The organism is bacterium (genome assembly GCA_040757115.1).
GTDB lineage: Bacteria > UBA9089 > CG2-30-40-21 > CG2-30-40-21 > SBAY01 > JBFLXS01.
The window spans coordinates 1-12,515 of record JBFLYA010000116.1; the positions used below are offsets into that span (position 1 = coordinate 1).

At 37.2% G+C, this 12,515-nt stretch carries 10 protein-coding genes; 5 read left to right on the forward strand and 5 right to left on the reverse strand.

The annotated features are described in order from the left end of the window. Positions 1 to 297: 297 nt before the first annotated feature. Entirely contained in the window at positions 298 to 633 is a 336-nt protein-coding gene (locus AB1422_11155) for a phage integrase N-terminal SAM-like domain-containing protein (protein ID MEW6619873.1), read from the reverse strand. 773 nt (positions 634 to 1,406) lie between these two features. Here AB1422_11155 and AB1422_11160 point away from each other — a divergent pair. From AB1422_11160 to AB1422_11170, 3 genes are all read left to right on the forward strand, one after another. Further along, the gene (locus AB1422_11160; GenBank protein MEW6619874.1) at positions 1,407 to 2,015 is read left to right on the forward strand and encodes a hypothetical protein; all 609 of its coding nucleotides are present in this window, start codon (positions 1,407 to 1,409) and stop codon (positions 2,013 to 2,015) included. A gap of 145 nt (positions 2,016 to 2,160) precedes the next feature. Next, positions 2,161 to 2,895 carry a hypothetical protein gene (locus AB1422_11165; GenBank protein MEW6619875.1) on the forward strand — a complete coding sequence of 245 codons (735 nt, stop codon included), beginning with the start codon at positions 2,161 to 2,163 and terminating at the stop codon, positions 2,893 to 2,895. A gap of 573 nt (positions 2,896 to 3,468) precedes the next feature. After that, positions 3,469 to 4,353: a HEPN domain-containing protein gene (locus AB1422_11170; protein ID MEW6619876.1), complete on the forward strand. Its 885-nt coding sequence runs from the start codon at positions 3,469 to 3,471 to the stop codon at positions 4,351 to 4,353. Positions 4,354 to 4,891: 538 nt separating this feature from the next. Here AB1422_11170 and uvrC read toward each other — a convergent pair. Then, positions 4,892 to 6,547, reverse strand: coding sequence for an excinuclease ABC subunit UvrC (gene uvrC, locus AB1422_11175; GenBank protein MEW6619877.1), 1,656 nt, complete (start codon positions 6,545 to 6,547; stop codon positions 4,892 to 4,894). A 596-nt stretch (positions 6,548 to 7,143) separates the two neighbouring features. On the opposite strand from uvrC, the gene AB1422_11180 reads away from it, so the two are divergent. Together AB1422_11180 and AB1422_11185 are read left to right on the forward strand one after the other, a co-directional pair. Beyond that, complete coding sequence (locus AB1422_11180) at positions 7,144 to 8,580, forward strand: hypothetical protein (GenBank protein ID MEW6619878.1); 1,437 nt, start codon at positions 7,144 to 7,146, stop codon at positions 8,578 to 8,580. A 91-nt stretch (positions 8,581 to 8,671) separates the two neighbouring features. Then, complete coding sequence (locus AB1422_11185; GenBank protein MEW6619879.1) at positions 8,672 to 9,493, forward strand: hypothetical protein; 822 nt, start codon at positions 8,672 to 8,674, stop codon at positions 9,491 to 9,493. A 52-nt stretch (positions 9,494 to 9,545) separates the two neighbouring features. Here AB1422_11185 and AB1422_11190 read toward each other — a convergent pair whose 3' ends face one another. The 3 genes from AB1422_11190 to AB1422_11200 form a co-directional block, all read right to left on the reverse strand. Further along, entirely contained in the window at positions 9,546 to 10,631 is a 1,086-nt protein-coding gene (locus AB1422_11190; GenBank protein ID MEW6619880.1) for an alanine--glyoxylate aminotransferase family protein, read from the reverse strand. 387 nt (positions 10,632 to 11,018) lie between these two features. Next, on the reverse strand, positions 11,019 to 11,885 hold the full coding sequence (gene cpaB, locus AB1422_11195) for a Flp pilus assembly protein CpaB (GenBank protein ID MEW6619881.1): 867 nt from the start codon (positions 11,883 to 11,885) through the stop codon (positions 11,019 to 11,021). 394 nt (positions 11,886 to 12,279) lie between these two features. Then, positions 12,280 to 12,515, reverse strand: a 236-nt coding sequence (locus tag AB1422_11200; protein MEW6619882.1) for a hypothetical protein, incomplete at its 5' end; no start/stop codon positions are given.

Genomic DNA, 12,515 nt, shown 5'->3' on the forward strand with positions numbered 1-12,515 from the left:
TGAGAAAATCAGGATGAAGGAACATAACCGTATAGGAGGTAGTCAAAGATGTCCATTTAATACGCTCTTCAGGTATAACTACTGATAATCTGAACAAAAGCGGTAACCTCTGCCGTATCAGAAGTATCAGAAGGGGTAAACTGGGGAAACACGGTTGATAAATGGACAATTCGGAGACTATCCAGAAGGAAAGTTTAAAGAGATGCATAAGTGGCATTCATTAAGGGACAAGGTATTCAGAATTCCTTAAGGTATGTGCTTGTGTATAAATAGAAACTTCTCTCTACCATAGAGCAACTATACGGGGTCGCTAACTACGAGAAAGACGTATGGTTTAAAAGAATTTGTTATGTTATCTAACAAATTTGGCGACGATTGGGGGTTGGAGGCGTTGCCCTCCAGCCTACCAGCTACAATAGCATTAAGAGCTTGATTTTGTGTACTTGCAGAAACATTCTGTTTAGTTGCCAGGTAAGAAAGATACTGCGAGATTTCCTTCTCTCCCATATATTTTGGATGCTTTTTGTTATGGAAAAGTACAAATCGTTTTATCCATTCAATATAACTCTGCTCAGTACGAATAGAATAGTGCTTTTTACACATCACTTCACTGGTCTGCTCAAGAAGATTCACCCCGTTAGACCTCCTTTCAGCATTTTTCGGTTTCAATATTACATGCATTTTAACTATAATACACTATTTATCAGATAATTGCAAGAAAAAAAATTTATAATGCAGTAAAATAAAAACCGCTAATAGGCAGGATAATACTTAGGATGGTATTTTTCAGTATTTTCTAATTTTGATATTAAAATTTTTCTTGACAGAATATTTTATTTATGCTACTCTGTAAATAGCCTAACTTATAATGCAGTAATATAAAACTGCTAATAGGCAGTATAATCTAATGTTAGAATAAAAAAATAATCACACAAAGGCACAAAGTCACAATGGAATTGAATAAAAACAATAAATCTTTGTGTACTTTGAGGCTCTGTGTGAGGATATAAAAGAAAAATTCTAACCAGTCGCTGCACCTGACTGCGGGGGGCTGTGCCGTAATTAGAGTTTTGTGGTATCTCAAGCTTTTATCTTGTTTACAAAGTTTGGTGGTAATCCTCCCCGCAGCAGGTGAGCTCTATCGTTAGAATAAAAAAATAATCACACAAAGGCACAAAGTCACAATGGAATTGAATAAAAACAATAAATCTTTGTGTGCTTTGAGGTTCTGTGTGAGGATATAAAAGAGAAATTCTAACCCTTCGCTGCACCTGACTGCGAGGGGCTGTGCCGTAATTAGAGTTTTGTGGTATCTCAAGCTTTTATCTTGCTTACAAGTTTAGTGGTAATTCCCCCTCGCAGCAGGTGAGCTCAATCGTTAGATGTTTGAGAAAAGGGGGGCACAAATGGCGTATTATTCTCCACCATATGAGAGTCCAATAGAAGATAAGTTTGCCTATAACCTCGTGAAGTATTTGGCAGATGACATAACTTTTGAAGCGCAAGTGGAAATTAACACCATTTGCGGCCGATTTCGTCTTGATTTTGTTGCCTCAACTGCAAATGGCAAGAAAGTTGCGTTCGAGTGCGACGGTAAAGACTTTCATGAGGAATCTAGGGATGAGTGGCGGGATGCAATGATTTTGGGAGGCGGAGAGATGGATACTATTTATAGGTTCAGAGGATCTGATATTACTTATCATTTGGAAGACCTTCTTTATTTCGTATCCAGATGCGATCCAGAGTTATTTTCTCATAGAGGGTTTATAAATTTAGAAAGGCTATCTTCCAATGAATCGCATAATATGAGAATAAATGCGGATAGCGACCATTTTCATATTACTTATGTGAATCGCGAGAAAAACATGATTACAATAGCAGCGATAGAACGAAGACATAAGAACATCCCTGAAGGGAGTCGACAGTTTTGGCAAGCAGCATACAGATTCGCTTCGCAAAGTGGTGGAGGTTCACTTGATTCCGTTATTTCTGCTTATCGAAGCAAAAACATCTAACCCTTCGCTGCACCTGACTGCGAGGGGCTGTGCCGTAATTAAAGTTTTGTGGTATCTCAAGATTTTATCTTGTTTACAAAGTTTGGTGGTAATCCGCCCCGCAGCAGGTGAGCTCTATCGTTATGTTTCTATCAAGGAATAATTCATGCAACAAAAAATTGACACCGAAAGGATAACAAGAGATAACTTGAATAATGATGGTTTTAGCCAGATTATTTCAGATGAAACTATCTGGGGTAATAAAAAATACAACCAATGGAAGATGGAATTGCTATGGTGGCTTGTAAAATATGGCAATATAAGTAGTGTCAAAGAAAATGAAGTTGTTTTACTGTTAAATAGATTCTCTGATGAACATATACCAGTTTATTTTAAAATTATCCTTGAAATGGTAGTTTTTCATTACAAAGTACTCCCAACAAATACGACGGAGTTAGCTGTAAAGATTCTTTCTGAAAGGGATCTACGACTTAATTTTGACGAGCATAAAAGAATAGTTAATAAATCCAAAGAATTACCTGACCATCTTAATAAGAAAATTAAGAATCTGCTTAGTGATGTTCAGCTTTATGCACCGTCAAAGCCAAGGATGGCATCAACTGCCTCAATAGGAGACCTATTTACTCCAGATAATATTACAATTCTTACTGCATTAATTTCAGCTACTATAGGAATTACAACAACAACAATAAAGGGAATTAAACTTTGGCTTGATGAGCGAGCATCACGAAGAATCAAAATAAAGCATAAAGACTTTGAAGTGGAGATACAAGGAGCCATTAGTGAGGAAGAATTACGCAAAAAACTTGCTATAGCTAAAGAAATAAGAGAAGAGCTAAATAAAGATAATGTACAAATTATTGTATCAAAAGATAAATAATCCAAAGAATGAAAAAACATAACTATTCACTGCACCTGATAGCAGGGGCTGGACGTGATTGAGATAGTTTTGTAGTTTACCAGAATTTTATCTTGCTTATGAAAGTTTAGTGGTAATTCTCCCTGCTGCAGGTGAGCTCTATCGTTAGAATAAAAAAAATAATCACACAAAGTCACAAATGAATTGAATAAAAAGAATAAATCTTTGTGTGCTTTGAGGCTCTGTGTGAGGATATAAAAGAGAAATTCTAACCCTTCGCTGCACCTGACTGCGAGGGGCTGTGGCGTGATTGAGATAGTTTTGTAGTTTACCAGAGTTCTATCTTGCTTATGAAAGTTTAGTGGTAATTCCCCCCTCGCAGCAGGTGAGCTCTATCGTTAGGGCGATTAATTCCACAACCTAAAGGTCGATTAGTATATGCCTAACAATTCGTTGCAGTTGACGGCGGGGGACTGTGCCGTGGTCAAAGTTTTGTGGTCTCTCAAAGTTTTATCTTGCTATCAAACTTTTGTGGTAATTCTTCCCGCCGCACCTGAACTTTATCGTTAGGCTACTGAATTATTAAGGATTATCATGAAAACAACTTTAGATCATCTTCCTTTCAGAAAACAAAGGGAATTGGAGACTATTACCAAGCTTATCTCTCATGCCACCAAGGTGGAGATGATTATTCTTTTTGGCAGCTATGCCAGGGGAGACTTTGTTGACTCTGACTTTCGCTATGATAGAGAAGAGGGGCACTTTACCAGCTATGAGTCTGACTTTGACATTATGGTGATCGTAAAGGATGAGAAAAAGCCTGAGGATTTTAAGATCTGGGGAAAGGTAGAGAATCAGATCAGCCGTAAAATCCCTACCCCTGTAAGCTTAATCATTGAGGATATTGAGCATGTCAATGAACAACTGTCGGTTGGCAGATACTTCTATGCTGACATCAAAAAAGAAGGCATTCTCCTCTATGACTCAAAGAGGTTCCAATTAGCCAGGGCAAGAAAGCTTACTCCTGGAATAAAGAAGAAGCTGGCAGAGGAGGATTTTGATCTTTGGTTTCCAAAAGCAAAAGACTACTTTGAATTTTATGAAATTGGTGTTTCACGAAAAAAATGGAACATAGCTGCCTTCCACCTCCATCAGACCACCGAATTTCTATACACTGGCACTTCCCTTGTTCTTACCTCCTACAAACCCAGAACCCGTGATTTAGAGAAACTGACCAAGCGGATAGAGAAGATTGACCAGGATTTTTGTAAGATCTTTCCAAGAAAAGAAGGTGAAGAAAAGAGATTGTTTGAACTCCTCAAGAAAGCCTATGTTGATGCAAGATACAGCAAGAATTATAAAATAACAAAACAAGAACTTGAATACCTTGCTGAGCGAGTGAAAAAACTACGCAGATTATCATTGAAAAAATGTCGTGAGAAGTTTAAGCAATTTGAACAGGAAATTAAAAAAGCCTAACCCATCGCTGCAGACGACCTCGCTTTGCTCGGCGGCTGAGCTCTATCGTTAGACTTATAAAAAAGAGCCATTGATATACACAGATGGAACACGGATATAAAAATGGGTTTAAAAGATGAAGGAATAACAGAAGATATAATTCTGTGTTTTATCCGTGTTAATCTGTGGCTGAATAAAATATGGGGTGGAAATTTCCTACACGGGCAGAGAATCAAGAAGGATAGAAGATAAAAGTCAGAAGGAGAAAAACCCTTTAGCCTTTAGCCTAATTACGGACACGGATACCGGACACGATTCACAAATTTTCCACCTGTGCGGTTAAATGTAAAATGGATAATGTAAAATGAGAAATGTCCAATGAAAATGTATAACTGAAAGGTAATGAGTCTTGCGAAGGACTAAAATTTCCCATTTTTCATTTTCTATTTTACATTTATTTTTCCTTTGCGTCTCTGCGATGAATTAGTCTAATCGCACAGGTCGCGAATTTTCAGTGTTTCATCCGTGTCCATCTGTGGCTGAATAATTACCTAAATAGTTACCTTAATTGTGCACGGACGGCACTTTTTCGTTTAATTTGATGATGATAAGCGATTGCAAATCTATGTGCAGAGTTACGAATTTGTTGAATTAAATGTAAGACATTAGAATCCGGAGGTGGAATCAGACAGGAAGAATGCGTAAATATCTTCTCCCTTTCTCCTTTTTTCTGAGGTTTGGCAAGACTTATTAATGGTATATTTGAAATGCCTAAGGAAGATAATACTTTAAAGGCTATATTTAATTGCTGTCTGCCGCCATCAACTAATATTAAATCCGGAAGCGGTTTCTTCTCATTCAAGACGCGGGTATATCTTCGTCTGATTACTTCTTCTAACATCGCGACATCGCCAGCTAAATCCGCTCCTTTAATTTTAAATCTTCGATATTCACTTTTTTTGGGCTGTGCCTCTTCAAAGACAACTAAAGAACCTACGGCATCCTTACCCGTTAAACAAGATATATCAAATGCCTCAATCCGCTTTGGTAATATAGGTAGATGGAGATAATTCTGGAGCAAGATAAGTATTTTTATATTTTCTTCTGCTTTTTGAGATAAAAGATTTACAGCCGCATTTTTTGTCGCCAGGTCAATGAGATATTTTTTTTCGCCCCGTTTTGGAACAGAAATTTTAACCTTTGCCCCTTTTTTTTCATTCAGCCATTCCTTAATGGTATTTTCTTCTTCTATTCTACCAGGCAAAATTAATTCTTTTGGGATAAATGTCTTTCGTGAATAATATTGTTTGAGAAAAGCAGTTAGTATTTCGCCTACGGATTCTGTTAAGTCTATTTTCAGGAAGTAATGTTCATCTCCAATCAATCTTCCAGCCCTGATTAAGAAAACAACGGCACATATTTGTTTGGGTTCACTCAATTCGGCAATACCAATGATATCCTGGTCAACCTGTGATAGAGAGACAACCTGTTGCCTGGTCATTACATTTTTCAGGGCAAAGATTTGGTCACGAATTATAGCCGATTTCTCAAACCGTAACGCCTGTGCCTCATTCTTCATCTTTATTTTTAGTTCATTGATTAATTCTTCAACCCGACCATTTAAAAACAGGCATACCTGCTCAACCATCTTTTGATAATCTTCTTTGCTAACATTTCCACAACAGGGTGCAAGACATCTTTTAATATCAAAATTAAGGCAGGGTCTTTGCAGTTTTTTACCGGCATTAAGTTTATATTTACAAGTTCTAATCTGGAATATTTCCTGGATTAATTTTAATGTTTGACGCAGATTACCGCTATGAGTATAGGGACCAAAATATTTTGCCCCATCATCCGAAGCTCTCCTTGTGGTGAAAATTCCCGGGAACTCTTCCTGTGTTGTAATTTTAAGGAGCGGATAGGTTTTATCGTCTTTGAAAGTAACATTATATCCTGGTTTATATGTTTTAATCAAATTATTTTCTAATATCAACGCCTCTACTTCAGAATTAGCCACGATATAATCAAAATCCGCAATTTTAGCTCTGAGAATTAAATCTTTGGGCAAGGCAGGTCTTTTTTTCTGGAAATATGACCTGACCCGCTTCGAGAGACAGGTGGCTTTACCAACATAAATTATCTTACCAGCCTTATCCTTAAACAGATATACACCAGGTTCTTGAGGTAAAGATTTAAGTTTAGACTTTAAAGTCATAGCAAGATAAATTTAACATAATAAAGTGATTTTGTAAAGTGTAATTTTTCATTGACCAGAGAGTGAGAATATAGTGGTTACTTGATATTCCTACCTCTGTTTCTTCAAAATGCGAAAGTTAGGATATAATAGAATTTCTGCTAAAGTATTCTTAGAAGATGCAAAAATGAATGAACAGTCCAAAAGCCCCAAAAAGCGAGAGTGTTGCAAATGGTTTTTAGTTATGGTGCGGGTTGAGAAGAATTTTGGGTGATAAAAGATGCCAAAGATATAAAAAAAATTTCCTATCAATTAAAAAAAATGTTGACAAAATAAATAGTTTAATGTATAATTATTACAACAATAGAAGGTTCTCGGATAAAAAGGTTAGGAAGCAGGTATAGAAGTTGGGTTAGAAAGTTGGTGATAGTTGGTTACTTGGACAAATTTCAAGGGGAAAACACTAACTTCCTAACCCCTAAACCAAACGAGCCTTTTAACTTTAATCTCTTTACCCCAAAACGGGGTGAAGAAAAGTTACCTGCTTGAAAAGACTAATAAAATCAACGCTAAATTTTATCCGAGAGCGTTCTAAAACTAAAAGGAGGAATAAAAAAATGAGTAAGGTATTGACAATGGGCATCACAATAATGGTAGTTTCATTATTTATGCTCTTGACAGTAAGTCTATCCTATGGTGGAAGTGGATTACCATGTCAAAAATGGCAATGTCAGGACTGTGGAAAGATATGGGAATGTGCTAAAAACACATGCCCTAATAGAAACTGTAAAGGATACGGTAAGGGACGAGGATTACCATGTCAAAAATGGCAATGTCAGGATTGTGGAGAGATATGGGAATGTGCTAAGAACACATGCCCTAATAGAAACTGTAAAGGATACGGTAAGGGACGAGGATTACCATGTCAAAAATGGCAATGTCAGGATTGTGGAGAGATATGGGAATGTGCTAAGAACACATGCCCTAATAGAAACTGTAAAGGATACGGTAAGGGACGAGGATTACCATGTCAAAAATGGCAATGTCAGGATTGTGGAGAGATATGGGAATGTGCTAAGAACACATGCCCTAATAGAAACTGTAAAGGATACGGTAAGGGACGAGGATTACCATGTCAAAAATGGCAATGCCAGGACTGTGGAAAGATATGGGAATGTGCTAAAAACAAATGCCCTGTGCCTACATGTGTTGCTCTGCCACCCTTTGAAGAAGAAAAAAGCGTTTGCAGTATTCCATTCACTGCTTTGGAGGGAGAGACAGCAATTAATACAAAGTATACGGGTAAGATTACAAGTATCAAATTTACTGCTGTTGATGGTAAAGAACTTACCTCAGAAGATGTACCAGGTGTAAAGGTAAAAGAGCGTGATGGTTGGACTATTCTGGATATCCCTAAAGGAATAGTAATTGTTGGAGGAATAATAACAGGAGTAGATAGAATCATAAAGATTCTCTCACCAAAGGAAAAAACAGAGGTTACCACCACTCCTCCAAAAGATAAAATTATACCAACTGACGGAGAAATTGAGGTTACAAATGGTAATATTGATGAAACAATAACTGGAGAAGATATCTTTGATATTACTAAGCCAGGAGAGAATATAGTTTCTATAGTTAAGCCAGAGACTAATGGAGAATACCCAATAGACATAATTGCCGCAAGAATGGATGAAATTAAAGTAGTAGGTACTGATATACCCTTAGATGTGATAGGTCCAGAGGGGATATGTAAGGTTAAAGTGACAAAACCGGATGCTCCTTCAATTAGTTCAGATGTTCCTTCCTGGGGATATAACCTTTCTATGCCACCAGTTACTCAAACAGGAATGCCAGTGCCAATTACTGCATATGTCTGTGGTGTTAAAGGTAAAAAAGTAGAGTTTAAATTCATCCCTGAGGAAGGTCAGACTATTGAACCACTAATGGTTACCTTATCTACGGAGGAACTTGGAAAACCTATTCCTATCGCTAAATTAACTACCACTAAGATTGGACCACAAACACTAAATTGTGAAGTTGTTATTATAAAATGAGGGGAGTAAGATGAAATTCGCAGAGAACTATTGGGGAAACAAACCTGAATGGTGGTAATGAAAATTTAGATTTAAAAGTTTGAGAGTCTCTATGCTATCAAAGAAGTTGTATCATTTGATTATTCTCTTCTTAATTGTTTCATTTCAATCTCCTGTTGATATTTTTGCCCAGGAGGAAACAGAAGTAGTAACCCTTCCATTTTTGGCTGTAAGGGAGAAGGACACTGCCCCAGAAAAGAAAATAGTAACCCTCCATTTCTTATCAATCGAGTCTGAAAAACCACAGTTAAAAAAGATAACCTTAATGGGTGAAACAGGCTATTTTATCCCTACTGATGATAAAATAAAGGATATATACGGAAAAGGAATAATTTTCTCGGGAGGGGCAAAATATAATATCCCTCCAAATTTATCCATAGGAATTGCCCTTGATTATTGGGATAAGAGTGGAGATGTAAGGAAGATAGAGGAAATGACACGGAAGATAGACGAAATAGTGAAGGAGTTTCAAGATAACTACCCAATGGCAGAGATTAAAGTAGTAACCGGGGAGACGACGATGAGAATTATCCCTGTAATTGTCACAGTGATATACAATATTCCAATCCGGGGTATAAGAAAATCTTTATTTTATTTTGGCGGTGGCCCCAGTTGGTATATGGCAAAGAAGAAGATAGATAATACGACTATATCTGCTATTGAAGATAAAGTTGTCGCCTCAGAAATAATTTTAGGAAAGGATGAATCAAAGAATATCTTTGGTTTTCATACCTTAATGGGGACGAATTATTTCCTCTCCAGGAGATTTTCTGTAACCTTAGAGGCAAAATATTCTTATACTAAAAAAGTATCTAACTGGGATATGAAATTAGGTGGACTTGCCCTCGCAGGTGGTTTTAATTATACATTCTAAAAATATAGATTTACTTTATGGTTACCTTATACCATTTCCCTCAACGGTTTTCTTACACTTCTGCAGGGTGACAACAAATTTTCCTTAATTCTTCTATAAAATTTTTTATATCATCTGTTGAAATTAACCCTACGGTGCCTATTCTAAAAACTTTACCTTTTAGATGTCCCTGGCTATTGTAAATGACAAATCCTTTTAATTTTAAAAGATGATGAAGTTTTTCAAAGGAAAAGCCTGCTGGTAGATAAACTGAGGTCATTGTATTAGAGAAAAGGCTTTCGTTAAGGAAAAATTTTAGACCTATTTCTTTTAATCCCTTTCTTAATAATTCAGCGATGTGTTTATAATGAGCAATTCTATTTTCTACCCCTTCTTCTAACAGTTCTAACAGTGCCGTTTTAAAGGCATAAAAAACCTGAACCGCAGGCGTAAAAGGTGTCTCCTCGAGGTTTTCTTCGGATTCAAGATGAGTTAAAAGGTCATTATAAGATGCTTTTTTGCCGCCTTTTTTAATTTTTTCAATAAATCTTTCGCTTACAATCACAAAAGCCGCCCCCGGAACCCCTCTTATACATTTATGCCCCGAGCCCATAAGCACATCTATGGTTAACTGATTCAAATCTATTTCCTCGCCACCAATACTACTAATCGCATCAACTAATAGGAGTGTCTCATATTTCTGAGCTAAACAGGAGATTTCTTTTAGGGGATTTAAAAGTCCGGTTGAAGTTTCATGATGAACAATATAAATGGCATCGACATTGGTCGTTTTCAACCTTTCTTCTATGACTGTTAAATCCGGTAGATTCCCCCAACCAAAATTTATCTCTTGAAAATTAACTTTATAAGTTATAGCAATATTTCTTGCTCTTTCTCCATAAACGCCATTAGAGATGATTAATAGATTTTTGATATTATCTGTTAGAGAGGCTATAACACTATCTATGGCTAATGTTCCAGAGCCAGTTAAAACTACACTCTTATACCCATTTTTAGCCTTGCCAACCTGGAGAAGAAGTTGGCGAATATCTGATAGAATCTGAGATGCCTCACTATCACGATGGCATATATCTGGTAGGGTTAGAGATTTTCTCACCCTTTCTGAAATATTAGCCGGTCCTGGGGAAAAAATTATCATATTTTATTTCTTTTTCATCCTGTAACTATTCACCCTGTAGGAAAGTAGGAGAGTAGGGAAGTAGGAAAGGGAAAGAAAATGAATGAGAAGTTATAAGGGAAAAGGGGAAAAACAGGGGAAAATGGGAAAAGAAAAAAGGAAATCACTTTTACCCTTTTCCCCAATTTTCCATTTTCCCTTTATTACACACTGAGCACTTACAAAATCTTAATTTATGCCGTTGTTGAGTATAGTATGAAGTATTTTCCCCTCTTCCTACTTCCTACTTTCCTACTTCCTACTTGCTTGGTATGCTGAATAGTTACTTCATCCTTTGAAAGACTTTATGTTGTCTTAGATTAAAGAGGTATAGAATTGATGTATTGCCTGAAGGGTTACGAATTAATATTATCTCCACTCTAAGACCGCGGTTTCTTTTTTAGTCCCTTTATAAACATCTATCTGTTTAATTAGTTTTGATTCTACCTCAATTGTTGGTGTTGGAGTGCCTGTTTTGATAACAATAGTATCTTTTGGTTTTTCTGGTGGTAAGTCAATTACTTCCGGTGGTGTTGCCCCATCGGTCCAGACCAATGATTTAGAAGTTGGATGTCTAAGCGAGAGTCTAAGTTTTGAGGCTTTATCTGCGCCTAAAGCTAATTCTTCTGCCTCGCGTGGATAAACGGCTAAAGTCACGGTATCAAAAGCAAGGGGTGGTTTTTCCTCCGCCGTAACTTTCTTAGGTATAAATTGTTGACCCGTAGCTAAAACTATGGCTGATTGGACAATGGTCTTACTCACTAATTTTCCGGCAAAATCTGATTCAAATGTGCCAATAACATCTACCCTATCTCCTGGTGTGATTAAATAAGAAATAGCGCCCGGATTGTCAATCAGCAAAGTAATGGCTCTTCTTTCGGGTGGCACAATATACGCCAGCCTGCCAACCCCAAAGTAAATTTGTGAGGATAAAACTGGCGAGTTAGGATGGATGTTAACCTTTGCAATACCGCCCACCACACTCGTTAAAGAAGTAATTGCCTCTTTTGACACAGTTTCAGGTTCTAATTCCTTCAATGTCACCATGCCGGTATCAATCACCGTCTGAGCAGGAATTTCACCTACAGCAAAAACTACGCCGACCTTTTTCGGCTCTGGAACAGGTTCTTCTTTAACCACCGGCGGTTTTTTTTCTAAAGTCTTGAAATAAAATAATACCACCCCGCAGGTAATTAATCCTAATATAATCCCTATAATTATAAGCCTTGTACCCATTATCTTCCTCTCTCCTGAAAATAGACTACAGACCCTAGACTATAGACCAGGTAACCAATGAAAAGCAAGTTTATTTCCTCCTTAACAAAGGGGGTTAGGGGGTTGTCCTTCTCCCATTTTCATTGCCCTTTGTGAGCCCTGGCTCATGTCCGTTTCCCCTGAAAATAGGTTATGGGACGCAGATTTTCGCAGATTATCAGGATGTATATTTAAAAATCCTGAAAATCTGCGTTTATCTGCGTCCTATACTTTCCCGAACCACGAATCCCGAATCCCTTTTTTCGTATCTTAGTGATTTAGTGGCTGAATAGTTACGACTGATTCTATTATATCATAAACAGGTAATGGTTGTCAAGAAACTTTTGTAGGAAATTTTGGTGGTGTCTGAAAATAGCTAATCTCCTCTAACTGGATAGGTAAACCATTTCTCTATACTCCAAAGATGGTCAGTTAGTCCAGCAGCCATGGCCGAAGTTCGCTTCTGCCAGCATTCCTCTATGTCTTTTATTCGTAATGTTCGCACTATCCAACAAAAATTGTAGCTGAATCCAATGAAGTAAGAGATTGCATTATGCAGATTCCACTCCTTCGAAAAGCAATAACTCTTACGCTTCTTTCGTGAGTTCTTCC

Coding starts and splice junctions, on each gene's coding strand:
- uvrC (MEW6619877.1), bottom strand. CDS start 6,547: ATGACTTTAAAGTCTAAACTTAAATCTTTACCTCAAGAACCTGGTGTA.
- AB1422_11190 (MEW6619880.1), bottom strand. CDS start 10,631: ATGATAATTTTTTCCCCAGGACCGGCTAATATTTCAGAAAGGGTGAGA.
- AB1422_11170 (MEW6619876.1), top strand. CDS start 3,469: ATGAAAACAACTTTAGATCATCTTCCTTTCAGAAAACAAAGGGAATTG.
- AB1422_11185 (MEW6619879.1), top strand. CDS start 8,672: ATGCTATCAAAGAAGTTGTATCATTTGATTATTCTCTTCTTAATTGTT.
- AB1422_11180 (MEW6619878.1), top strand. CDS start 7,144: ATGAGTAAGGTATTGACAATGGGCATCACAATAATGGTAGTTTCATTA.
- cpaB (MEW6619881.1), bottom strand. CDS start 11,885: ATGGGTACAAGGCTTATAATTATAGGGATTATATTAGGATTAATTACC.
- AB1422_11160 (MEW6619874.1), top strand. CDS start 1,407: ATGGCGTATTATTCTCCACCATATGAGAGTCCAATAGAAGATAAGTTT.
- AB1422_11165 (MEW6619875.1), top strand. CDS start 2,161: ATGCAACAAAAAATTGACACCGAAAGGATAACAAGAGATAACTTGAAT.